Origin of the sequence: Enterobacter chinensis, assembly GCF_034008295.1 — a bacterium.
In the GTDB taxonomy this organism is placed as follows: domain Bacteria; phylum Pseudomonadota; class Gammaproteobacteria; order Enterobacterales; family Enterobacteriaceae; genus Enterobacter; species Enterobacter chinensis.
On record NZ_JARDVI010000006.1, the window covers coordinates 125,552 to 147,612 of the forward strand.

The following is a 22,061-nucleotide window of genomic DNA, read 5'->3' on the forward strand; positions in this document are numbered from 1 at the left end:
TCACTTCCTCGTTAATCTCCTTTCAGGCAGCTCGCATACTGATTCGCCAGTTGGCTGAGGAACTGCGAATAGCTCGCTTTGCTCAACTGGATATTCGTACCTAGCGGGTCAAGGGTTCCCATGCGCACGGTTGTCCCCCTGGCCACGGCTTCAACGACCGCTGGCCTGAACTGTGGCTCAGCAAAAACGCATGTCGCTTTTTGCTCAACCAGCTGTGTTCTGATTTCATGTAAACGCTGCGCACCAGGCTGAATTTCAGGGTTGACGGTAAAGTGACCCAGCGGGGTCAGGCCGTAGTGTTTTTCGTAATAGCCATAGGCGTCATGAAAAACGAAATACCCTTTTCCTTTCAACGGTGCGAGCTCATTACCTACCTGCTTATCGGTTGCGGCTAATTGTGCCTCAAAATCCTTCAGGTTGGCGTCAAGTTTGGCTCGACTTTGCGGCATAAGTTCCACTAATTTGTCATGGATTGCAACCGCCGAAAGCCGCGCTATCTCTGGGGATAACCAAAGATGCATGTTGTACTCGCCGTGATGGTGATCTCCATCACCTTTTTCAGCGTCTGCAGGGTGATGGTCATGTTCGTCACCGTCGTCGTCAGCCCCTTTCATGAGCAGCGGTTTTACGCCGGGCAGAGAGGCAATGGCGACCTGTTTTTCGCCAGCAATCTGTTTTGCAGACTTCTGCATAAACGCTTCCATCTCTGGACCAATCCACACAACTAAGTCTGCGTTTTGTAAGCGTTTTACATCTGATGGACGCAGGGAATAGTCATGCTCGGAGGCCCCGTCGGGAAGCAGAACCTGGGTTTCCGTTACCCCATCTGCAATGGCCGAGGCGATGAAACCGAGCGGTTTAAGCGAAGCGACAACAGCGGCGTTAACATCTTGTGCTGCTGAACCCCAAAGGGCAGCGGATAATGCTGCGAAAAGAAGCGTATTTTTATGTAACATAATGCGACTAATCATCGTAGTGAATGCGTGAAATGTGATATTATAACATTCGTTGACTTCTTCAAGCTTAAAATGACATGACGACATTGGTTTCTCTTGAAAATATTTCGGTCTCATTTGGCCAGCGCCGCGTCCTCTCTGACGTGTCGCTTGATCTGAAGCCCGGCAAAATTCTGACGCTGCTCGGGCCCAATGGCGCCGGTAAATCCACCCTGGTGCGCGTGGTGCTGGGTCTGGTCGTCCCCGATGAAGGCGTGATCGTTCGTGAGGAAAAATTGCGTATCGGCTATGTGCCGCAAAAGCTTCACCTCGACGCCACGCTACCGCTGACGGTCAGCCGTTTCCTGCGTCTGCGCCCCGGCACGCGGAAAGCAGACATCCTCCCGGCACTGAAACGCGTACAGGCGGGTCACCTTGTCGATGCGCCGCTGCAAAAACTGTCCGGCGGTGAAACACAGCGTGTTTTACTTGCCCGCGCGCTGCTGAGCAGCCCGCAGCTGCTGGTACTGGATGAGCCAACCCAGGGCGTCGACGTTAATGGCCAGGTCGCGCTTTACGACCTTATCGACCAGCTGCGCCGGGAACTGAATTGCGCGGTGCTGATGGTGTCCCACGATCTGCATCTGGTGATGGCTAAAACCGACGAAGTGCTGTGTCTCAACCATCATATATGCTGCTCCGGTACGCCTGAAGTGGTGTCAATGCACCCGGAGTTTATTTCGATGTTCGGCCATCGGGGTGCAGAGCAGCTGGGAATCTATCGCCATAATCACAATCACCGCCATGATTTACAGGGACGAATTGTCCTGCGCCGGGGAAATGGACACTCATGATTGAACTGTTACTGCCCGGCTGGCTGGCCGGGATTATGCTTGCCTGCGCCGCAGGGCCGCTGGGCTCGTTTGTGGTGTGGCGTAGAATGTCCTACTTCGGTGACACCCTGGCGCATGCGTCTCTGCTGGGTGTTGCCTTTGGTCTGCTGCTGGATGTGAATCCTTTCTACGCGGTGATTGTGGTCACGCTGCTGCTGGCGGCCGGTCTGGTCTGGCTGGAAAAACGCCCTCACCTCGCCATTGATACTTTGCTCGGCATTATGGCGCACAGCGCCCTGTCTCTGGGTCTGGTGGTGGTCAGCCTGATGTCAAATATCCGCGTCGACCTGATGGCCTACCTGTTTGGTGACCTGCTGGCCGTGACGCCGGACGATCTGATCGCCATCGCTATAGGCGTGGTTGTGGTACTGGGGATTTTGCTCTGGCAATGGCGTAATTTACTGGCGATGACCGTCAGCCCGGATCTGGCATTTGTTGATGGCGTGAAGCTGCAGCGCGTGAAACTGCTGCTGATGCTGGTGACGGCGTTAACGATCGGTGTAGCGATGAAGTTTGTCGGCGCGCTGATCATTACCTCGCTGCTGATCATTCCTGCCGCCACGGCGCGTCGTTTCGCCCGTACGCCGGAGCAGATGGCGGGTGTGGCGGTTATCGTCGGGATGGTTGCGGTAACGGGTGGGTTAACCTTCTCAGCGTTCTATGACACGCCTGCGGGGCCGTCTGTGGTGCTAAGTGCGGCGGTGCTGTTTATCTTCAGTATGATGAAGAAGACCGCGCAGTAGTCAGCATGTCCCCGGTGGCGCTTCGCTTACCGGGGCTACAAAACCCTTCCCCACTCAGGGCATTGACGGTGGCGTAATGCCGAAGTGATTCCACGCCCGCACCGTTGCCATGCGTCCACGCGGGGTGCGCTGCAGGAAGCCCTGCTGGATAAGATAGGGCTCAAGCACATCTTCGATGGTTTCGCGCTCTTCACCGATAGCCGCCGCCAGGTTATCCAGCCCCACCGGACCGCCAAAGAACTTGTCCAGCACCGCCAGCAGCAGCTTGCGGTCCATATAGTCAAAACCTTCTGCATCGACGTTCAGCATATCCAGCGCCTGCGCGGCAATCTCGGCGGAAATCGAGCCATCATGCTTCACTTCGGCAAAGTCACGCACGCGGCGCAGCAGGCGGTTAGCAATACGCGGCGTGCCGCGGGAACGCTTCGCTACTTCAAACGCCCCCTCTTCGCTCATTTCCAGCCCCATGTAGCGCGCACTGCGCCCAACGATGTGCTGCAGGTCAGGCACCTGATAAAACTCCAGACGCTGCACAATGCCAAAACGGTCACGCAGCGGAGAGGTCAACGATCCGGCGCGGGTCGTTGCGCCAATCAGAGTAAACGGCGGGAGATCGATTTTGATGGAGCGCGCAGCCGGGCCTTCACCAATCATGATATCCAGCTGGTAATCTTCCATTGCCGGATAAAGCACCTCTTCCACCACCGGTGACAAACGGTGGATCTCATCGATAAACAGCACGTCATGCGGTTCGAGGTTGGTCAGCATCGCCGCCAGATCCCCCGCTTTCTCCAGCACTGGGCCGGAGGTGGTGCGCAGGTTGACGCCCATCTCATTGGCGACGATATTCGCCAGCGTGGTTTTTCCCAACCCCGGAGGGCCAAAAATCAGCAGGTGATCGAGCGCATCGCCGCGCAGTTTTGCCGCCTGGATGAAAATCTCCATCTGAGAACGTACCTGCGGCTGGCCGATATACTCATCAAGCAGTTTCGGGCGGATCGCGCGATCCACCACGTCTTCTGCCTGAAGGGTGCCTGCCGACACCAGGCGGTCTGCTTCAATCATCCTTTACCTCACAATGCAGCGCGCAGCGCTTCACGAATCAGGGTTTCACTGCTGGCATCCGGTTTGGCAATTTTGCTCACCATACGGCTGGCCTCCTGAGGTTTATAGCCCAGCGCCACCAGCGCAGCAACCGCTTCCTGCTCGGCATCGTCATCCGTCGCAGGCGCGCCAGGGGACGTCAGCACCAAATCAGCAGCCGGGGTGAAGAGATCGCCATGCAGCCCTTTGAAGCGGTCTTTCATCTCGACAATCAGGCGCTCGGCGGTTTTCTTGCCGATGCCAGGGAGCTTAATCAACGCCGCAGGATCTTCGCGCTCAACGGCATTCACAAACTGCGGGGCTGACATGCCGGATAAAATTGCCAGCGCCAGCTTCGGCCCCACCCCGTTGGTTTTAATCAGCTCGCGGAACAGGGTGCGTTCCTGCTTGTTATTGAAGCCGTACAGCAGCTGAGCATCTTCACGCACTACAAACTGAGTAAAGACAATCGCCTCTTTGCCCGCGTCCGGCAGCTCGTAGAAGCAGGTCATTGGCATATGGACTTCATAGCCCACGCCACCCACTTCCAGCAGCACTAACGGGGGTTGTTTTTCAATGATGATGCCTCTGAGTCTGCCTATCACGTGACGCTCCTGCGTTTTGGAAAATTTTACTTGCGACATAATAAAAAAAGGCTGGATAAACATCCAGCCTGATTTACTATTATCGTAACCTGCCTCGCGCCAGATTGAGCCGCGTCTCGCTCATTTGCATCGCGTTTTGGCTGACGTGGCAGTGGGTAATCGCGATAGCCAGCGCATCCGCGGCGTCCGCCTGCGGGTTCGCAGGGAGCTTAAGCAAGGTTCGCACCATGTGCTGCACCTGGCTTTTCTCCGCGCTACCGATGCCCACCACCGTCTGCTTGACCTGTCTTGCCGCGTATTCGAACACCGGCAAATCCTGGTTCACCGCAGCCACGATAGCAACCCCTCGCGCCTGACCGAGCTTTAGCGCCGAATCGGCGTTTTTCGCCATAAAAACCTGTTCGATAGCGAAAAAATCCGGCTGAAATTGGGTGATGATCTCCGACACGCCCGCATAAATGAGCTTAAGGCGTGACGGCAGATCGTCCACTTTGGTGCGAATACACCCGCTTCCGAGGTAGGTTAGCTGGCGTCCCACCTGACGGATGACGCCATAACCGGTGACGCGCGAGCCGGGGTCAATCCCAAGGATAATCGACATCACGCGTCTCCTGTAACGGATTTACACGCTCTCATTAGAGAGTCGCTGCAACCTCATCAGAGATTTCACCGTTGTGATACACTTCCTGCACGTCGTCGCAGTCTTCGAGCATGTCGATCAGACGCAGCAGTTTTGGTGCGGTTTCCGCATCCATGTCCGCTTTGGTAGACGGGATCATGGAGACTTCAGCGTTGTCGGCTTTCAGGCCAGCCGCTTCCAGCGCATCACGTACGGCGCCCATCTCTTCCCACGCGGTGTAAACGTCAATAGCACCATCGTCGAAGGTCACTACATCTTCCGCACCGGCTTCCAGCGCCGCTTCCATGATCGCATCTTCGTCGCCTTTCTCGAAAGAGATGACGCCTTTTTTGCTGAACAGGTAAGCAACGGAACCGTCAGTGCCCAGGTTGCCACCGGTTTTGGTGAACGCGTGGCGCACTTCCGCTACGGTACGGTTACGGTTGTCTGACAGACATTCAACCATTACCGCCGTACCGCCAGGACCGTAACCTTCATAAATGATGGTTTCCATGTTCGCGTCTTCATCACCGCCCACGCCACGTGCGATAGCACGGTTCAGGGTGTCACGCGTCATGTTGTTAGACAGCGCTTTATCGATCGCTGCACGCAGACGAGGGTTAGAACCCGCATCGCCGCCGCCCAGACGCGCTGCTGTCACCAGCTCGCGAATGATTTTGGTAAAGATCTTACCGCGCTTGGCATCCTGTGCCGCTTTGCGGTGTTTGGTGTTGGCCCACTTACTATGACCTGCCATAAAAATATCCTCAAAGAGCGCGCCTTTTCAGGCAGCGTTAATTACAAATTCTTCAATCGCCTGCCGGTTGCTCCACGACTTGGTCAGTGCGGCGGCATCCGCCGCATTCACCCAGCGGTAGGTCAGGTGTTCGGTAAACACGATCTCCCGCTCGTGGGGGAGTGCAAGACAGAACCAGGATTCCGTGTTGCGCTCGGTACCCGGCGCGTAGCGATGACGTAAATGGCTAAAAATTTCAAACTCCACCGTGCGCTGACAGTCCTTCAGGGTCAGTTGCTCGCGGGCAACATCAATGGCGACCTCTTCCTTTACTTCGCGCGCGGCGGCCTGCGACGCGGTTTCCCCCTCTTCCAGACTACCGGTAACCGACTGCCAGAAATCAGGATCATCGCGCCGCTGCAACATCAGCACCCGCTTCGTGTCTTCTGCATAAATGACAACCAGAACAGAAACGGGAAGCTTATATGCCATATCAGTTTTTCTCTTCCTTCTTCACCACTTCAATGCCCAGCTCGGCCAAAGAGGCCGGGTTGGCAAAGCTTGGCGCTTCGGTCATCAGACACGCCGCTGCGGTGGTTTTCGGGAAGGCGATAACATCACGGATGTTATCGGTGCCGGTCAGCAGCATGGTCAGACGGTCAAGACCGAAAGCCAGACCCGCGTGCGGAGGCGTACCGTATTTCAGCGCGTCCAGCAGGAAGCCGAATTTCTCGCGCTGCTCCTGCTCGTTAATGCCCAGGATGCCGAACACGGTCTGCTGCATTTCACCGCTGTGAATACGCACGGAGCCCCCGCCCACTTCGTAGCCGTTGATGACCATATCGTAGGCGTTAGCGACCGCATCTTCCGGCGCTGCTTTCAGTTCAGACGCCGTCATGTCTTTTGGCGAGGTGAACGGGTGGTGCATCGCGGTCAGGCCGCCTTCACCGTCGTCTTCAAACATCGGGAAGTCGATGACCCACAGCGGCGCCCATTTGTTCTCATCGGTCAGGTTCAGGTCTTTGCCCAGCTTCAGACGCAGCGCGCCCATCGCATCCGCAACGACTTTCTTGTTATCTGCACCGAAGAAGATCATATCGCCGTCCTGCGCGCCGGTGCGCTCAAGGATCGCTTCCACGATGTCCGCGTTCAGGAATTTCGCGACCGGGCTGGTGATACCTTCCAGACCTTTCGCGCGTTCGGTCACTTTAATATAGGCCAGACCCTTCGCGCCGTAGATCTTGATGAAGTTGCCGTAGTCGTCGATCTGCTTACGGCTCAGTGCCGCACCGCCCGGTACACGCAGCGCTGCTACACGGCCTTTAGCATCGTTGGCCGGGCCCGCGAATACGGCGAACTCTACGGATTTCACCAGGTCAGCCACGTCCACCAGCTCCATCGGGTTACGCAGGTCTGGTTTGTCAGAGCCGTAGCGACGCTCGGCTTCCGCGAAGGTCATGATTGGGAAATCACCCAGCTCAACGCCTTTCACGTCGTTCCACAGGCTACGCACCAGGGCTTCCATCACTTCACGCACCTGCTCGGCGGTCATGAAGGAGGTTTCCACATCGATCTGGGTAAATTCTGGCTGGCGGTCAGCGCGCAGGTCTTCGTCGCGGAAGCATTTTACGATCTGATAGTAGCGATCGAAGCCGGACATCATCAGCAGCTGTTTGAACAGCTGCGGAGACTGTGGCAGCGCGTAGAATTTGCCTTTATGAACGCGGGATGGAACCAGGTAATCACGCGCGCCTTCTGGCGTGGCTTTGGTCAGCATCGGGGTTTCGATATCGAGGAAACCGTGGTCATCCATAAAGCGACGCACCAGGCTGGTGATTTTCGCACGGGTTTTCAGGCGCTGGGCCATTTCCGGACGACGCAGATCCAGGTAGCGGTATTTCAGACGCGCTTCTTCAGTGTTGACGTGGTTGGAGTCCAGCGGCAGCGCTTCTGCACGGTTGATGATCGTCAGATCGGACGCCAGCACTTCAATGGCGCCCGTCGCCATGTCGGCGTTGACGTTTTTCTCGTCACGCGCACGCACGGTACCGGTGACCTGAATGCAGAACTCATTACGCAGCTCAGAAGCCAGCTTCAACGCGTCTGCGCGATCGGGATCGAAGAACACCTGAACGATACCTTCGCGGTCGCGCATATCGATGAAGATAAGGCTACCAAGATCACGACGACGATTGACCCAACCACACAGGGTGACCTGCTGTCCGACGTGGGACTGACGCAGCTGCCCGCAATATTCTGTACGCATGAGATATCCCTTAATTAGCCGCAGGCTAAATGTCGCCTGGTATGCAGGCTACTATGTCGCAGCTTTCTGTATGTCACAACTGGATGAAAAAAGGCGGCTATTATACTGGAAATTCCGCCGGACGATAAGTGCGAACCACGGCCAGACGGTCGTTTGCTGCACTCTTATTGCGCATTCTCACAAAAATTAACAAAATTATCCGACCGATAACAGGCCATCACGTCGTATGGTGTCAGGAAGTGATTAATTTTACGGGAGTAACGATGTTAACACTTAATGCCAGCAAAACCGCGCTTGTCGTGATTGATTTACAGGAAGGCATTCTGCCCTTTGCCGGGGGTCCGCACACCGCGGACGATGTCGTCAGCCGCGCCGCCCGCCTGGCGGAAAAATGTCGCGCCAGCGGTGCCCCTGTTGTCATGGTGCGCGTCGGCTGGTCCGCCGATTTCGCCGAAGCCTTAAAACAGCCCGTCGACGCTCAGGCTGCGGCACATTCTCTACCGGAAAACTGGTGGTCGTACCCGGTCTCACTCGGCAAACGTGATAGCGATATCGAAGTGACTAAACGCCAGTGGGGCGCATTTTACGGTACCGATCTCGAGCTGCAACTGCGCCGTCGCGGCATAGACACCATCATCCTGTGCGGCATTTCCACCAATATCGGTGTGGAGTCTACCGCCCGTAACGCGTGGGAGCTGGGCTTTAATCTGGTGATTGCTGAAGATGCCTGCAGCGCGGCCTCCGCGGAACAGCACCAGGGAAGTATGACCCATATATTCCCGCGGATCGGCCGCGTGCGCAGCACGGATGAGATTATCAGCGCGCTATGATGTATGTCGGTTTGCCCCAATGGTCGCACCCGAAATGGGTGCGCCTTGGCATCACCAGCCTTGAGGAATATGCCCGGCACTTCAACTGCGTCGAGGGTAACACTACCCTGTACGCGCTTCCCAAAGCAGAGATTGTGGCGCGATGGCGGGAACAAACAACCGACGACTTCCGCTTCTGCTTCAAGTTTCCGGCCACCATTTCCCACCAGGCTGCGCTGCGCAACTGCGGGGATTTGACCGAAGAATTTTTTACGCGCATGTCGCCGCTGGCGAATCGCATCGGTCAGTACTGGCTACAGCTTCCGGCCGTCTTTGGTCCGCGCGATCTGCCTGCACTCTGGCAGTTTCTTGATACGCTGCCCCGGACGTTTACCTACGGCGTAGAAGTCAGACATCCTGAGTTTTTTGCAAAAGGTGAAGCTGAAAAAGCGCTTAATCGCGGCCTGCTTGAACGTTCCGTTAACCGGGTGATCCTCGACAGCCGTCCGGTGCACAGCGCTATACCGCACAGTGAAGCCATCATCGATGCGCAGCGTAAAAAGCCCAAAGTGCCTGTTCACGCCCTGGTGACCGCACGTAACCCCATGGTCAGGTTTATCGGCAGCGATAATATGCAGCAAAACCAGGAGATGTTCGCCGTCTGGCTGCAAACATTAGCGAAATGGGAACACACCACCACGCCGTATCTCTTTTTGCACACGCCGGATATCGCCCAGGCCCCCGAACTGGTCGATGCTCTGTGGCAAGCCTTACAGGCTGCGGTTCCGTCCGTGGGTAACGCCCCTTCCATCCCACAACAATCTTCTCTTTTCTGATATCACCCCCTATCATAGTGAAGTGCTATCTGCCAAAAACAGGGAGTTTGTATGGTCAGCGCGCTGTATGCGGTGTTAGGTGCATTACTGCTGATTAAGTTTTCATTTGATGTTGTGCGCCTCAGAACGCTGTACCGCGTCTCTTACGGTGACGGCGGATTTTCCGAGCTACAAAGCGCTATCCGCATTCACGGCAATGCGGTCGAATACATCCCCGCAGCCTTAATCCTGCTGCTTTTTATGGAGATGAATGGCGCAGAAACCTGGATGGTGCACATCTGTGGCCTGCTTCTGATTGCTGGCCGGCTAATGCATTATTACGGTTTTCACCACCGCTTGATCCGCTGGCGTCGTTCCGGCATGAGTGCGACCTGGTGTTCGCTTTTGCTGATGGTGCTGGCTAACCTGTGGTATATGCCGTGGGAGTTGGTTTTCTCCCTCCATTAGCGCACAATACGCCACTTTATTTTTCCCGGATTTTTACGTTATGTCAGATCGCGACACGCTTTTTTCCGCGCCTATCGCCAGCCTGGGCGACTGGACCTTCGATGAACGGGTAGCCGAAGTCTTCCCGGATATGATCCAGCGCTCTGTTCCCGGTTATTCCAATATTATCTCTATGATCGGTATGCTGGCTGAGCGTTTCGTTCAACCCGGCACGACGATCTATGACCTGGGCTGCTCGCTCGGCGCGGCAACGCTGTCGGTTCGTCGTAATGTTCGCCATGAAGGCTGCCGAATCATTGCCGTCGATAATTCCCCGGCCATGGTTGAACGTTGCCGTCGCCATATTGACGCTTACAAAGCCCCTGTTCCGGTGGACGTGGTGGAAGGTGATATCCGTGATATCGAGATCAATAACGCGTCGATGGTGGTGCTGAATTTCACCCTTCAGTTCCTGGTGCCCGAAGACCGCCAGCTGCTGCTGGACAAAATTTATAAAGGGCTGAACCCTGGCGGCGCGCTGGTGCTCTCCGAGAAATTCAGCTTTGAAGATGCCGAGGTTGGCGAGCTGCTGTTCAATATGCACCACGATTTCAAGCGTGCGAACGGCTACAGCGAGCTGGAGATCAGCCAAAAACGCAGCATGCTCGAAAACGTGATGCTGACGGACTCTGTGGAAACCCATAAAGCGCGCCTGCGTCAGGCCGGATTTGAGCATAGCGAACTGTGGTTCCAGTGCTTTAACTTTGGCTCTCTGGTGGCGCTGAAATCGGGAGAATCCGCATGATCGAATTCAGCAACTTCTACCAGCTGATTGCCAAAAACCAGCTTTCACACTGGCTGGAGACGCTGCCTGCACAGATTGCCGCCTGGCAGCGGGATCAGCAGCACGGCTTGTTAAAGCAATGGTCTAATGCGGTGGAGTTTCTGCCCGAGCTGACCCCGTATCGTCTGGATCTCCTGCACAGCGTGACCGCTGAGAGTGAAGAACCACTCCCGCCAGGTCAGGTCAACCGCATCGAAACGCTGATGCGTAACCTGATGCCGTGGCGCAAAGGGCCATTCTCACTATACGGCGTGAACATCAATACCGAATGGCGCTCTGACTGGAAATGGGATCGCGTTCTGCCCCACCTTTCCGACCTGACCGGGCGCACCATTCTCGACGTGGGTTGCGGCAGCGGTTACCACATGTGGCGCATGATTGGCGCGGGGGCACATCTGGCGGTGGGTATTGACCCGATGCAGCTCTTCCTGTGCCAGTTTGAGGCGGTGCGTAAATTGCTGGGTAATGACCAGCGCGCGCACCTGCTGCCGCTGGGCATTGAGCAACTCCCTGCCCTGAAAGCATTTGATACCGTGTTCTCCATGGGCGTGCTGTATCACCGTCGTTCCCCGCTTGAACACCTGTGGCAACTGAAAGACCAGCTGGTCAGCGGCGGCGAGCTGGTGCTGGAAACGCTGGTCATTGAAGGTGATGAACATGCCGTTCTGGTGCCGGGCGATCGCTACGCGCAGATGCGCAACGTTTACTTCATCCCTTCCGCGCTGGCGCTGAAGAACTGGCTTGAGAAATGCGGGTTTGTGGATGTGCGGATTGCCGACGTGAGCGTGACCTCAATCGAGGAACAACGCCGCACCGACTGGATGATCACCGAATCGCTGGAGCAGTTCCTTGACCCGGCCGACCACAGCAAAACCATTGAAGGCTATCCGGCCCCGATGCGTGCGGTACTGATAGCGACCAAGCCGTAGCCTTTTAGCCGGGTGGCGGCTGCGCCTTACCCGGCCTACCATCGCTTTTGTAGGCCCGGTAAGCGCAGCGCCACCGGGCACAGGAGAAAAAAAGGCCCCTGTTGAAATTGCAGGGGCCTGGTACAAGCAAGCATCATATTGGGCGACATGATGCGCGGTAAAAATCGGTACGTTGCTACACGTGATGGCGCTCAATCAGCGACTTCATTTCCGCAACCGACTCTCCATCTACACCGTAGCGTGAGTACTCATCCGCTTCAGCATCCGTCGACATTGACAACCCTGTATTGCGATAACGCATGGGTGACGGCATCCATTTGCCTGCCGAGCTGTGAAGCTCTTCTACCCCGGCGTTTAAAAACAGTTCCAGATTGCTGGCACGAACTCCCGCGCCCGCCATTATTATTGGAACACCGGAATGTGCTTTTAGTTCCGTAATTAATTGCAGTCCTTTTTCAGCAGAGGCCTGCTGTCCTGATGTCAGGATGCGCGCCACACCCAGTTCGGCAAGCGTATCAAACGCTTGCAGGGGATCTTTACACATATCAAACGCGCGATGAAAAGTGACGGCCATCCCTTTCGCGGCGTCCATGACCTGACGCATACGCGGCAAATCGACCTGACCGTCTTCATCAAGCAGTCCGATCACCAGCCCGGGGAATCCCAGATCGCGCACGAGGGCGATATCTTCAAGCATGGCACCGAACTCGCCCGGCGTGTAACAAAAATCACCGCCGCGAGGACGAATAATCGGGTGTACCGGAACAGTGACAGCCTGACGGGCAGACTTCAACACGCCGTACGAAGGCGTTAACCCACCTTCTTTCGGGGCCGCGCACAGTTCAATGCGGTCAGCACCCTGCCGTTGTGCCGTCACGGCACACTCCACGCTGTAACAACAAATCTCCAGCAGCGCCATTCAATCCTCCTTAAAATCGACGTAACGCACCATCATGACACGCTGACCGCTTGCGGTCTCAGCGTGGAATCACAACTCTCAGGCTTCACTGGCAACAATCTGCTCGATGGTCCACGGATGAAACTTCACTGTGACCTGTCCGTCCGTGACGGCCAGCGTCGGGTTCGGTAACCGCTCGCGTTCACCTTTGGGTGAGCTCGTCTTAACAAAGATCCCCGGCTTGCTTAAGCCTTCGTCGGATAACAGGGCCAGCGCGCGCGCGTTCAGCGTTTCCGGCTCACCCGGCAGGACAATTTCGATATGTTCCCAGCCTTCGTGCGGATAGCGTTTCTCACCCGGCCACGGCAGTTCAACTACGGTGAATTGCCAGTGCGCCACGCTGACCGGCTGATGCAGTTTGAACAGGCAAATGGGGCGACCGTTAATGATATTCTCGGACAGCAGCTCACCACACTGTTCGAACCCGCGACGCCAGCGCTCGGCGGTCGCGTTCTGATGACAGCGCAAAGAGATGTGATCGGCCTCAAGCGGCGCGATATCCAGACCAAGACGGGTGGCAAGTTCTGTGAACGCCTGGGTGAAGCGCGGTAAATCTGCGGAAATATCATGCAGTTCGTCAATGGATTGCCAGTTCGCCATAAATCAGTCTCTTTTCGTGTCGCAAAGGCGCTAATTTACTCTGTTGCCCTGTTTTGACCAACCGCAGAATACGGCTTTTTATGACTGCATGATTATGCACTCCTTCTTAGCCTGGATTCTGAACAATCTTCGGCCCCCGCGATGCTGACGCCAGAAGGCATTTGCAGTATACTCCCGCCCTAAATTCTTTAACTGGCGCGGGCGGTTGTAAGCCCGCATCAAAAACGTAAGGTATCCAGGTGAATATTCAGGCTCTTCTCTCCGAAAAAGTCAGTCAGGCACTGATTGCCGCAGGTGCGCCTGCGGATTGCGAACCGCAGGTTCGTCAGTCAGCAAAAGTACAGTTTGGCGACTATCAGGCTAATGGCGTGATGGCAGTGGCTAAAAAACTGGGCATGCCGCCGCGACAGCTCGCTGAGCAGGTACTGACGCATCTGGATCTCACCGGCATTGCCAGCAAAACCGAAATTGCCGGCCCGGGCTTTATCAATATTTTCCTGGAACCTGCGTTCCTGGCCAGCCACGTTGACGCGGCGCTGAAATCTGACCGTCTGGGTGTTTCCCAGCCGGAGGCGCAGACCGTCGTGATCGACTACTCTGCCCCTAACGTGGCGAAAGAGATGCACGTAGGCCACCTGCGCTCCACCATCATCGGTGATGCCGCAGTGCGCACGCTCGAGTTCCTCGGTCACAAGGTGATCCGCGCAAACCACGTGGGCGACTGGGGTACCCAGTTCGGCATGCTGATTGCCTACCTGGAAAAACAGCAGCAGGAAAACGCGGGTGAAATGGCGCTGGCGGACCTGGAAGGGTTCTATCGTGAAGCCAAAAAACACTACGATGAAGACGAAGCCTTTGCCGAACGCGCGCGCAGCTACGTGGTAAAACTGCAGGGCGGCGATCAATACTTCCTCGAGATGTGGCGCAAGCTGGTTGACATCACCATGTCTCAGAACCAGCTCACCTATAACCGTCTGAACGTGACCCTGACCCGTGACGACGTAATGGGTGAAAGCCTCTATAACCCAATGCTGCCGGGCATTGTGGCCGACCTGAAAGCAAAAAACCTGGCGGTTGAGAGCGAAGGCGCAACGGTAGTGTTCCTTGATGAGTACAAAAACAAGGAAGGCGAACCGATGGGCGTGATCATCCAGAAAAAGGATGGCGGCTACCTCTACACCACTACCGATATCGCCTGCGCGAAATACCGTTACGAAACGCTGCACGCCGACCGCGTGCTGTACTACATCGATTCCCGTCAGCACCAGCACCTGATGCAGGCGTGGACGATAGTGCGTAAAGCCGGTTACGTGCCAGATTGCGTTCCGCTGGAACACCACATGTTCGGCATGATGTTGGGCAAAGACGGCAAGCCGTTCAAGACCCGCGCGGGTGGTACCGTAAAACTCTCCGACCTGCTGGACGAAGCGCTGGAACGCGCCCGTCGCCTGGTGGCTGAGAAGAACCCGGACATGCCGGCCGATGAGCTGGAAAAACTGGCGAACGCCGTGGGTATCGGCGCTGTGAAATACGCGGATCTCTCCAAGAACCGCACCACCGACTATATCTTCGACTGGGATAACATGCTGGCGTTTGAAGGCAACACCGCGCCGTACATGCAGTACGCCTATACCCGCGTGCTCTCGGTATTCCGTAAAGCCAATATCGACGAAAGCGCGCTGGCGAATGCTGCCGTGACCATCACTGAAGATCGTGAAGCACAGCTGGCGGCGCGTCTGCTGCAGTTCGAAGAGACGCTGACGGTTGTTGCGCGTGACGGCACACCGCACGTGATGTGTGCTTACCTGTACGATCTGGCGGGCCTGTTCTCCGGCTTCTACGAGCACTGCCCTATTCTGTCTGCGGAAAATGAATCGGTCCGCAACAGCCGCCTGAAGCTGGCGCAGCTCACGGCGAAGACCCTGAAGCTGGGTCTGGATACCCTGGGTATCGAAACCGTAGAGCGTATGTAAAAAAGAAACCCGGCAATCGCCGGGTTTTGTTTTTTGCAGTCCTGATAATACGACCGTCAGCGGTAGTTCACGATGACGGAATTACTCTGCACCTTCAGCGCCGGGATCAAACGTCCCCCGCCCGGCACTTCCCAGATAAAACGCAAAGGCTCAATGGCAGGCACGCCGTTGAACGCCTGCGTCGTACCGTTTTCTCCGTCGATTTCCGTGCAGCGCGTCTGAGAACAGAGGCGCACCTGCAGCCCGGCAGGCGTTGGGCCAATCAGCCGGTAGTTCCAGACCACAAGGCCCATCTGGCCGGAAACCGCGTCAGAAGGCGACAGCGGGTTAGATGACATAGCCACACCCCGGTTGCTGAGCGTCACGCCCATGCTGCTTGCCTGCCAGGTGCCTCCCCCGGCAGCCTGCGCTGCCAGCGGGAAGAGCAAAATCCATAACCATTTACGCATTATTTTCCTCCAATCGTCGCGGTCATGCGGATATGACGGTTATCCGACAGCTCCAGATTCGACAGCACGACCAGCTGGTTCAGGCTGCGACGCAGGAAGCGCGACAGCAGCGGACGCAGCGCGTGGTTCACCAGCAGCACCGGCGGCGCGCCCAGCATCTCCTGACGCGCCAGCGCCTCCTGCGTTTGCGCCAGCAGACGGTCCGCCAGGCCCGGCTCCAGCCCGCCACCGCCCTGCAGGGCCTGAAGCAGCAGACGCTCAAGCGGCGTATCGAGACCAATAACCTGCACTTCCCCGGTGCCCGGGAACCACTGCTGGGTGATCGCACGCCCCAGCGCCACGCGCACTACCGCCGTCAGCTCGTGCGGATCGCTCTGGATTGGCGCATGCTCTGCCAGCGTTTCCAGAATGGTGCGCATATCGCGGATCGGCACTTTTTCGTCGAGCAGGTTTTGCAGCACCTTGTGCAGCGTGGTCAACGTCACCACGCCCGGGACCAGATCTTCGGTCAGCTTCGGCATCTCCTGCGTGACGCGGTCGAGCAGCTGCTGCGCTTCCTGGCGGCCAAACAGCTCTGCTGAGAATTGCCCAATCAGGTGATTTAGGTGGGTCGCCACCACGGTACTGGCTTCTACCACCGTATAACCCTGGATTTGCGCCTGCTCTTTCAGGGCACTTTCAATCCAGATAGCGGCCAGGCCAAAGGCCGGATCGATGGTTTGCTCGCCCGGCAGCGTGCCTGCTGCGGTGCCGGGGTTAATCGCCAGCCAGCGGCCCGGATAGGCATCACCGCTGCCAATTTCGACACCTTTCATCAGGATGCGATAGCGCGCGGGCGGCAGGTCCATATTGTCCCGGATGTGCACAACCGGCGGCAGGAAGCCCATATCCTGCGCGAATTTTTTACGGATACTGCGGATACGACCAAGCAGCTCGCCATCCTGCTGGAAATCGACCATCGGAATCAGGCGATATCCGACTTCCATTCCCAGGGAATCTTCCAGCTGAACGTCGTTCCAGGTCGCTTCTACGGCCTGGGTGTTCTCCGGCATTTTTACCGGAACAGGTTCCGCTGACGGTTTGGTCTCACGGCCACGCATCCACCAGGCAAGCCCCAGCAGCCCCGCGGTAAACAGCAGGAACACCAGGTTTGGCATCCCCGGCACCAGGCCGAGTAAACCCAGAACGGCAGCGGCCAGCAGCATAACGCGCGGGTTACTGAAGAGCTGGCCCACCATCTGCTCGCCAACGTCCTGGTCAGTACTGACGCGAGTCACAATCACACCCGCCGCCGTGGAGATAACCAGCGCCGGGATCTGCGCGACCAGACCGTCACCAATGGTCAGCAGCGTATAGCTTTCCGCCGCGTGGCCCATGTCCATCCCGTGCTGCAATACCCCCACCAGCAGGCCGCCGACCACGTTAATCACCATGATCAGAATGCCCGCGATGGCGTCACCGCGCACAAACTTACTCGCACCGTCCATGGAGCCGTAGAAGTCCGCTTCCTGCGTCACTTCCGAACGGCGTTTTTTGGCTTCATCTTCGGCGATAAGCCCGGCGTTCAGGTCGGCGTCGATCGCCATCTGCTTGCCCGGCATCCCGTCCAGCACAAAACGCGCGCCCACTTCCGCGATACGCCCTGCACCTTTGGTGATAACCATAAAGTTGATGATAACGAGGATAACGAACACCACGATACCGATAGCGAAATTGCCGCCCACCAGGAAGTGGCCAAACGCCTCCACCACTTTACCCGCCGCTGCCGCACCGGTGTGGCCTTCCATCAGAATGATACGCGTGGAAGCCACGTTCAGCGCCAGTCGGAGCAAGGTGGTAAACAGCAGAATGGTCGGGAACGCGGCGAACTCCAGGGTACGCTGGGTGAACATCGCCACCAGCAGCACCATAATGGACAGCGCAATGTTGAAAGTGAAAAGCAGATCGAGGATGAACGCCGGGAGCGGCAGTACCATCATCGACAGAATTAGCAGGATCAGAATCGGCCCGGCAAGGATCTGCCATTGGGTCGATTTCAGGTTGCCGGGCAGGCGCAACATTGCCACCAGATTAGCCATCAGTGTCCTTCTCGTTCATAAAATCCAGCGCGGCAGGCACCGGAAGGTTCTCAGGTTTCACAGGCCGTTGACCGCCGGCCAGACGCCAGCGCTTCAACTGCCATACCCAGGCCAGCACTTCCGCCACGGCGGCGTAGAGTTGCCCGGGGATCTGTTGTCCAATATCCGCATGGCGGTACAGGGCACGCGCCAGCGGAGGGGCTTCGAGGATTGGCACGCGATGTTCGGTGCCAACTTCCCGGATACGCAGTGCGATCAGTCCCGCCCCTTTCGCCACCACTTTCGGCGCGCTCATTTTGTTTTCGTCATAGCGCAGCGCAACGGAATAGTGTGTCGGGTTGGTAACGATGACGTCGGCCTTCGGCACATCGTCCATCATGCGGCGACGGGCGGCGGCACGCTGCATCTGGCGGATGCGCCCTTTCACGTGCGGGTCACCTTCCATCTGCTTGTATTCGTCACGGATGTCCTGACGTGACATCCGCAGTTTCTTAAAGTGGGTATAAAGCTGGAAGATCACGTCAAAACCCACCATCGGGATAATGCTGAGCACCACCAGCAGCGCGCAGAGCCCAACCAGGTTCAGCGCGTTGCTCATCGCGGTGAGCGGCGATTCGCTGATAAGACGCATCATTTCCGGCCAGTGGTACCAGAGGTAAAACCCCGCGGAACTGCCCATCAGCACCGATTTGAGAACGGCTTTGAGCAGCTCAGCCCCGGTCTGGGCAGAGAACATTTTCGCAATGCCCGGCAGCGGGTTCAGTTTAGAAAATTTCGGCTGCAGCGATTTGGCGCTAAAGACCAGACCGCCGAGCATCACCGGGGAAACCAGCGCGACCAGCACAACCCCGGTAATCAGGGGCAACAGCGCGGCCATGGCCCCTTTGATAAGCTGAATAATCTGGCTGAGGATCAGATTCGGATCGTTGACCATGCTGTGGTCAAACCGTAAGCCGGTTGAGAGCATTCCCGCCAGCTTGCGGGCGAGCGACTCCCCACCCCACCAGATAATGCACACGCCTACGATAAGGATCAGCAGGGAGGTCAATTCTCGGGATCGGGGGATCTGCCCTTCCTCACGCGCCTTTTCTAGTCGGTGGGGTGTGGGGGCTTCCGTTTTGTCGTCGTTCTCTTCTGCCACAGTGCATGCTCAGCCCATTACGTCACGGGTATCATGCCAGCGCAGCGGAAATCCAATGGCGGGAAAAGCCCGTTTATTCGGGCTCTTTTCGGTGATTTTGTCGCAAACCGCCTCAGGGGGCATTAACCTCCTGAGGCGGAATGGACAATCAGAAGCCGAGGCTGTCCAGCAGGTCGTCGACCTGATCCTGGCTCGCCACAACGCCCGCTTTGCTGGCGTCGAGCTGTGGCCCATTGAGCAGGCTTTCATTCTCGCGTTTTGGACGGGCTGCCGGTTCCGGGATGTTCTCCAGCAGAACCATCAGCAGCTGACGCTCAATCTCCTGGATAACATCCATCATGCGCTTGATCACCTGACCGGTCAGGTCCTGGAAATCCTGTGCCATCATGATGTCCAGCAGCTGGGCGTTGGTGAAGCTGGTGTGGCCCGGCACATCACCCAGGTACTGTCGGGTATCCGTCACCAGTTCGCGGGCATCCGCCAGCTCGATAGGGTTTTCAAACCACTCGTCCCAGCGTTTGCTCAGCGCTTTCGCCCCCTTTTCCATCGCATCCTGGTGCGGCTGCGATGCTTCAACGCTGTTCAGCGCACGTTCAGCGGCCTGGGCGGTCATCTGCACAACGTAGTCCAGACGATCGCGGGCATCAGGAATCGCTTCCGCCGCTTCGGCAATCGCCTGATCCAGACCCAGCTCACGCAGGCTGTCACGCAGCATGCGCGTCAGGCTGCCGATGCGGACGATGATATCGCTCGGCGAGTGTTCTTCAACGGGTTTCATAGCAGGTTGCAACATTTCCATCACCTCACATGCCGAGTTTCTCGAAGATCTTACCGAGCTTCTCTTCCAGGGTTGCCGCGGTGAATGGCTTCACCACATAGCCGCTTGCGCCCGCCTGTGCAGCGGCAATGATGTTCTCTTTTTTCGCTTCCGCAGTGACCATCAGAACCGGCATAGACGCCATTCCCGCATCGGCACGAATGGTTTTCAGCAGTTCCAGACCGTCCATGTTTGGCATGTTCCAGTCAGAGATAACAAAACCAAATCCGCCAGCCTGCAGTTTGTTCAGCGCATCAACGCCGTCTTCTGCTTCTTCAACGTTGTTGAAGCCCAGCTCTTTCAGCAGGTTGCGCACAATGCGACGCATGGTGGAAAAGTCATCCACAACCAAAAACTTAAGCTCTTTATCCGCCATAAAATAATACTCCTGAGTCAAATACGTATTGCCTGTCCGGCACTGATTTTCGCCAGCATCTGCTGGCTTACCTGGCTAAGATCGACCACTTCGCTCACGCCACCCATATTGATGGCCTCGCGCGGCATGCCGAACACCACACAACTTGCTTCATTCTGCGCAATCGTCCAGGCACCAGCCTGGTGCATTGCAAGCATTCCGGCGGCACCGTCGTTGCCCATCCCCGTCAGGATCACCCCAACGGCGTTGCGCCCCGCATGTTTCGCCACCGAATGAAACAGCACATCCACCGACGGACGGTGCCGGTTAACCGGCGGTCCGTCATGAATTTTGATTTGATAGTTAGCGCCGCTGCGCGACAGCTCCATATGCTTGTCACCCGGGGCGATATAGGCATGTCCCGGGAGCACGCGCTCGCCGTCTTCCGCCTCTTTCACGCTGATCTGGCACAGCTTATTCAGGCGTTCGGCGAACGATCGGGTAAAGCCTGGCGGCATATGCTGAGTGATCAGAATACCCGGACTTGAAAGCGGCAATGGCTGGAGTACATGACGAATTGCCTCTGTTCCTCCGGTTGACGCCCCAATGACCAGCAGTTTTTCCGAGCTGAGTAAGGGACCGGCCTTCAGGGTTACCGGCGCGGCCATCGGCGTGTGGGCGGCAAGCTTTGCGCGCGACGCGGTGCGGATCTTCTCAGCGATCATTTCGCTGTACGCCAGCATCCCTTCACGAATGCCGAGCTGCGGTTTAGTGACAAAATCCACCGCCCCCAGCTCCAGCGCGCGCAGGGTGATTTCCGAGCCTTTCCCGGTCAGGGAGGAGACCATCACCACCGGCATCGGCCGAAGTCGCATTAACTTTTCGAGGAAATCTATGCCATCCATGCGCGGCATCTCGACATCCAGCGTTAGCACATCGGGGTTATATTTTTTAATTAAATCCCGCGCTACCAGTGGATCAGGCGCTGTAGCCACCATCTCCATGTCGCTGTGGCTATTGATAATTTCAGTCATGATCTGACGCATCAGCGCTGAATCATCGACAGACAACACCCTGATTTTACTCATGCTTTTTCCTTACTCAGCGCATATACCGTTTGCCCACGCAGGCTAAACTCACGCGCGAGGTTGCTGAAGTTTTCCGAGTGCCCGGCAAACAGTAAACCGTCAGGCTTGAGCAACGGAACAAACCGACGCAGAATGTCCTGTTGCGTCGTTTTATCAAAATAGATCATGACGTTACGGCAAAAAATGGCGTCGAAAGGCCCCGGCACGTTGTACTGCTTATCCAGCAGGTTAACGGGCGCGAACTCCACGCAGTTCGCCAGCTCCTGGCGTACGCGTACCAGGCCTTCATGCGGGCCTGTCCCGCGCATGAAATAACGCTGCAGCTGCTGCGGCGACAGCGTTTTCAGCTCATCCTGGCGATAAACACCGTTGCGCGCCTTCTCCAGCACCTCGGTATCGATATCGCTGGCGTAAACTTTCCAGCGTCCGGGCGTCATTCCCAGCGTGTCTGCAAGGGTGATCGCCAGCGAGTAAGGCTCTTCGCCCGTCGAGGCAGCCGCACTCCAGACGCGATACTCTCCGGTGCGACGGCGCGCGTGCTCTGCCAGTACCGGGAAGTGGTGAGCTTCACGGAAAAACGCCGTCAGGTTGGTGGTTAAGGAGTTAATGAAAGCCTGCCACTCTGCGCTGTTCTGGTTCGCCTCGAGCATGCTCAGATAGCGACCAAAATCATCCAGTCCCAGCGTACGCAAGCGCCGCACCAGACGGTTGTAGACCATGTCTCGCTTATGATCCGCAAGCACGATCCCCGCACGCTGGTAGATTAACTGACATATCCGACGAAAATGCGCGTCGGACAGCGCGAGGCGCTGTGTCATCTGCAACAATAATGACGTTTGCCCAGGGGGCATTGGTGATGTCATAGCGCCTTCTTAATT

The 22,061-nt window shown here is 56.8% G+C and carries 24 protein-coding genes; 8 read left to right on the top strand and 16 right to left on the bottom strand.

All coding sequences use genetic code 11. The features are described 5' to 3' along the window. Positions 1-11: 11 nt before the first annotated feature. Complete coding sequence (gene znuA, locus PYW49_RS18015) at positions 12-956, bottom strand: zinc ABC transporter substrate-binding protein ZnuA (protein ID WP_134350798.1); 945 nt, start codon at positions 954-956, stop codon at positions 12-14. A 77-nt stretch (positions 957-1,033) separates the two neighbouring features. On the opposite strand from znuA, the gene znuC reads away from it, so the two are divergent. Together znuC and znuB are read left to right on the top strand one after the other, a co-directional pair. Then, positions 1,034-1,789 carry a zinc ABC transporter ATP-binding protein ZnuC gene (gene znuC / locus PYW49_RS18020; protein WP_134350680.1) on the top strand — a complete coding sequence of 252 codons (756 nt, stop codon included), beginning with the start codon at positions 1,034-1,036 and terminating at the stop codon, positions 1,787-1,789. Next, a complete protein-coding gene (znuB, locus tag PYW49_RS18025) occupies positions 1,786-2,571 on the top strand; it encodes a zinc ABC transporter permease subunit ZnuB (protein ID WP_320387126.1) in 786 nt (261 codons plus the stop codon). The genes znuC and znuB overlap by 4 nt, the downstream gene beginning before the upstream one ends. A gap of 54 nt (positions 2,572-2,625) precedes the next feature. Here znuB and ruvB read toward each other — a convergent pair whose 3' ends face one another. The 6 genes from ruvB to aspS form a co-directional block, all read right to left on the bottom strand. Beyond that, entirely contained in the window at positions 2,626-3,636 is a 1,011-nt protein-coding gene (gene ruvB / locus PYW49_RS18030; protein ID WP_320387127.1) for a Holliday junction branch migration DNA helicase RuvB, read from the bottom strand. An 8-nt stretch (positions 3,637-3,644) separates the two neighbouring features. Then, complete coding sequence (ruvA, locus tag PYW49_RS18035; RefSeq protein WP_023617042.1) at positions 3,645-4,259, bottom strand: Holliday junction branch migration protein RuvA; 615 nt, start codon at positions 4,257-4,259, stop codon at positions 3,645-3,647. Positions 4,260-4,338: 79 nt separating this feature from the next. Continuing rightward, positions 4,339-4,860: a crossover junction endodeoxyribonuclease RuvC gene (gene ruvC / locus PYW49_RS18040; protein ID WP_320387128.1), complete on the bottom strand. Its 522-nt coding sequence runs from the start codon at positions 4,858-4,860 to the stop codon at positions 4,339-4,341. Positions 4,861-4,894: 34 nt separating this feature from the next. Further along, a complete protein-coding gene (locus tag PYW49_RS18045) occupies positions 4,895-5,635 on the bottom strand; it encodes a YebC/PmpR family DNA-binding transcriptional regulator (protein ID WP_010432574.1) in 741 nt (246 codons plus the stop codon). A gap of 27 nt (positions 5,636-5,662) precedes the next feature. Next, positions 5,663-6,106, bottom strand: coding sequence for a dihydroneopterin triphosphate diphosphatase (gene nudB / locus PYW49_RS18050; protein WP_047345934.1), 444 nt, complete (start codon positions 6,104-6,106; stop codon positions 5,663-5,665). A 1-nt stretch (position 6,107) separates the two neighbouring features. Then, on the bottom strand, positions 6,108-7,880 hold the full coding sequence (aspS, locus tag PYW49_RS18055) for an aspartate--tRNA ligase (RefSeq protein WP_134350683.1): 1,773 nt from the start codon (positions 7,878-7,880) through the stop codon (positions 6,108-6,110). Between the two features lie 263 nt (positions 7,881-8,143). Here aspS and PYW49_RS18060 point away from each other — a divergent pair, with 263 nt between their 5' ends. Genes PYW49_RS18060 through cmoB form a run of 5 tightly spaced genes read left to right on the top strand, consistent with a single transcriptional unit; the run spans position 8,144 to position 11,724 of the window. Further along, a complete protein-coding gene (locus tag PYW49_RS18060) occupies positions 8,144-8,710 on the top strand; it encodes a hydrolase (RefSeq protein WP_320387129.1) in 567 nt (188 codons plus the stop codon). Beyond that, positions 8,707-9,525: a DUF72 domain-containing protein gene (locus PYW49_RS18065; protein WP_134350685.1), complete on the top strand. Its 819-nt coding sequence runs from the start codon at positions 8,707-8,709 to the stop codon at positions 9,523-9,525. Before PYW49_RS18060 ends, PYW49_RS18065 begins: the two co-directional genes overlap by 4 nt. A gap of 51 nt (positions 9,526-9,576) precedes the next feature. Next, the gene (locus PYW49_RS18070) at positions 9,577-9,972 is read left to right on the top strand and encodes an MAPEG family protein (protein WP_021240443.1); all 396 of its coding nucleotides are present in this window, start codon (positions 9,577-9,579) and stop codon (positions 9,970-9,972) included. 40 nt (positions 9,973-10,012) lie between these two features. After that, the gene (gene cmoA, locus PYW49_RS18075) at positions 10,013-10,756 is read left to right on the top strand and encodes a carboxy-S-adenosyl-L-methionine synthase CmoA (protein ID WP_320387130.1); all 744 of its coding nucleotides are present in this window, start codon (positions 10,013-10,015) and stop codon (positions 10,754-10,756) included. Continuing rightward, complete coding sequence (gene cmoB / locus PYW49_RS18080) at positions 10,753-11,724, top strand: tRNA 5-methoxyuridine(34)/uridine 5-oxyacetic acid(34) synthase CmoB (protein WP_320387131.1); 972 nt, start codon at positions 10,753-10,755, stop codon at positions 11,722-11,724. The genes cmoA and cmoB overlap by 4 nt, the downstream gene beginning before the upstream one ends. 175 nt (positions 11,725-11,899) lie before the next feature. Here cmoB and cutC read toward each other — a convergent pair whose 3' ends face one another. Continuing rightward, a complete protein-coding gene (cutC, locus tag PYW49_RS18085) occupies positions 11,900-12,643 on the bottom strand; it encodes a copper homeostasis protein CutC (RefSeq protein ID WP_320387132.1) in 744 nt (247 codons plus the stop codon). A gap of 78 nt (positions 12,644-12,721) precedes the next feature. Beyond that, positions 12,722-13,282, bottom strand: coding sequence for a VOC family protein (locus PYW49_RS18090; protein ID WP_320387133.1), 561 nt, complete (start codon positions 13,280-13,282; stop codon positions 12,722-12,724). A gap of 239 nt (positions 13,283-13,521) precedes the next feature. On the opposite strand from PYW49_RS18090, the gene argS reads away from it, so the two are divergent. Further along, positions 13,522-15,255, top strand: a complete 1,734-nt coding sequence (argS, locus tag PYW49_RS18095; protein WP_320387134.1) for an arginine--tRNA ligase — start codon at positions 13,522-13,524, stop codon at positions 15,253-15,255. Between the two features lie 56 nt (positions 15,256-15,311). On the opposite strand, the gene flhE is transcribed toward argS, so the two are convergent. The 7 genes from flhE to cheR all read right to left on the bottom strand — a co-directional run bounded on the left by flhE (position 15,312) and on the right by cheR (position 22,046). Further along, a complete protein-coding gene (gene flhE, locus PYW49_RS18100; RefSeq protein WP_134350691.1) occupies positions 15,312-15,704 on the bottom strand; it encodes a flagellar protein FlhE in 393 nt (130 codons plus the stop codon). Continuing rightward, on the bottom strand, positions 15,704-17,782 hold the full coding sequence (flhA, locus tag PYW49_RS18105; RefSeq protein WP_134350692.1) for a flagellar biosynthesis protein FlhA: 2,079 nt from the start codon (positions 17,780-17,782) through the stop codon (positions 15,704-15,706). Before flhA ends, flhE begins: the two co-directional genes overlap by 1 nt. Beyond that, on the bottom strand, positions 17,775-18,923 hold the full coding sequence (flhB, locus tag PYW49_RS18110; protein WP_134350693.1) for a flagellar biosynthesis protein FlhB: 1,149 nt from the start codon (positions 18,921-18,923) through the stop codon (positions 17,775-17,777). The genes flhA and flhB overlap by 8 nt, the downstream gene beginning before the upstream one ends. A 148-nt stretch (positions 18,924-19,071) precedes the next feature. Further along, complete coding sequence (gene cheZ / locus PYW49_RS18115) at positions 19,072-19,716, bottom strand: protein phosphatase CheZ (RefSeq protein WP_023312251.1); 645 nt, start codon at positions 19,714-19,716, stop codon at positions 19,072-19,074. 10 nt (positions 19,717-19,726) lie between these two features. Continuing rightward, positions 19,727-20,116, bottom strand: a complete 390-nt coding sequence (gene cheY / locus PYW49_RS18120) for a chemotaxis response regulator CheY (protein WP_008500431.1) — start codon at positions 20,114-20,116, stop codon at positions 19,727-19,729. Positions 20,117-20,133: 17 nt separating this feature from the next. After that, a complete protein-coding gene (locus tag PYW49_RS18125; protein ID WP_063143692.1) occupies positions 20,134-21,183 on the bottom strand; it encodes a protein-glutamate methylesterase/protein-glutamine glutaminase in 1,050 nt (349 codons plus the stop codon). Then, positions 21,180-22,046, bottom strand: coding sequence for a protein-glutamate O-methyltransferase CheR (gene cheR / locus PYW49_RS18130; protein ID WP_023312253.1), 867 nt, complete (start codon positions 22,044-22,046; stop codon positions 21,180-21,182). Before cheR ends, PYW49_RS18125 begins: the two co-directional genes overlap by 4 nt. Positions 22,047-22,061: the final 15 nt, after the last annotated feature.

Excerpts from the sequence above, each read along its gene's own strand:
- znuB (WP_320387126.1), top strand. The coding sequence starts at position 1,786 with ATGATTGAACTGTTACTGCCCGGCTGGCTGGCCGGGATTATGCTTGCC.
- cheY (WP_008500431.1), bottom strand. The coding sequence starts at position 20,116 with ATGGCGGATAAAGAGCTTAAGTTTTTGGTTGTGGATGACTTTTCCACC.
- PYW49_RS18125 (WP_063143692.1), bottom strand. The coding sequence starts at position 21,183 with ATGAGTAAAATCAGGGTGTTGTCTGTCGATGATTCAGCGCTGATGCGT.
- flhA (WP_134350692.1), bottom strand. The coding sequence starts at position 17,782 with ATGGCTAATCTGGTGGCAATGTTGCGCCTGCCCGGCAACCTGAAATCG.
- cutC (WP_320387132.1), bottom strand. The coding sequence starts at position 12,643 with ATGGCGCTGCTGGAGATTTGTTGTTACAGCGTGGAGTGTGCCGTGACG.
- ruvB (WP_320387127.1), bottom strand. The coding sequence starts at position 3,636 with ATGATTGAAGCAGACCGCCTGGTGTCGGCAGGCACCCTTCAGGCAGAA.
- aspS (WP_134350683.1), bottom strand. The coding sequence starts at position 7,880 with ATGCGTACAGAATATTGCGGGCAGCTGCGTCAGTCCCACGTCGGACAG.
- flhE (WP_134350691.1), bottom strand. The coding sequence starts at position 15,704 with ATGCGTAAATGGTTATGGATTTTGCTCTTCCCGCTGGCAGCGCAGGCT.
- PYW49_RS18045 (WP_010432574.1), bottom strand. The coding sequence starts at position 5,635 with ATGGCAGGTCATAGTAAGTGGGCCAACACCAAACACCGCAAAGCGGCA.
- PYW49_RS18070 (WP_021240443.1), top strand. The coding sequence starts at position 9,577 with ATGGTCAGCGCGCTGTATGCGGTGTTAGGTGCATTACTGCTGATTAAG.
- znuA (WP_134350798.1), bottom strand. The coding sequence starts at position 956 with ATGTTACATAAAAATACGCTTCTTTTCGCAGCATTATCCGCTGCCCTT.
- nudB (WP_047345934.1), bottom strand. The coding sequence starts at position 6,106 with ATGGCATATAAGCTTCCCGTTTCTGTTCTGGTTGTCATTTATGCAGAA.
- cheR (WP_023312253.1), bottom strand. The coding sequence starts at position 22,046 with ATGACATCACCAATGCCCCCTGGGCAAACGTCATTATTGTTGCAGATG.
- PYW49_RS18090 (WP_320387133.1), bottom strand. The coding sequence starts at position 13,282 with ATGGCGAACTGGCAATCCATTGACGAACTGCATGATATTTCCGCAGAT.
- znuC (WP_134350680.1), top strand. The coding sequence starts at position 1,034 with ATGACGACATTGGTTTCTCTTGAAAATATTTCGGTCTCATTTGGCCAG.
- cmoB (WP_320387131.1), top strand. The coding sequence starts at position 10,753 with ATGATCGAATTCAGCAACTTCTACCAGCTGATTGCCAAAAACCAGCTT.
- PYW49_RS18060 (WP_320387129.1), top strand. The coding sequence starts at position 8,144 with ATGTTAACACTTAATGCCAGCAAAACCGCGCTTGTCGTGATTGATTTA.
- PYW49_RS18065 (WP_134350685.1), top strand. The coding sequence starts at position 8,707 with ATGATGTATGTCGGTTTGCCCCAATGGTCGCACCCGAAATGGGTGCGC.
- cheZ (WP_023312251.1), bottom strand. The coding sequence starts at position 19,716 with ATGTTGCAACCTGCTATGAAACCCGTTGAAGAACACTCGCCGAGCGAT.
- cmoA (WP_320387130.1), top strand. The coding sequence starts at position 10,013 with ATGTCAGATCGCGACACGCTTTTTTCCGCGCCTATCGCCAGCCTGGGC.
- ruvC (WP_320387128.1), bottom strand. The coding sequence starts at position 4,860 with ATGTCGATTATCCTTGGGATTGACCCCGGCTCGCGCGTCACCGGTTAT.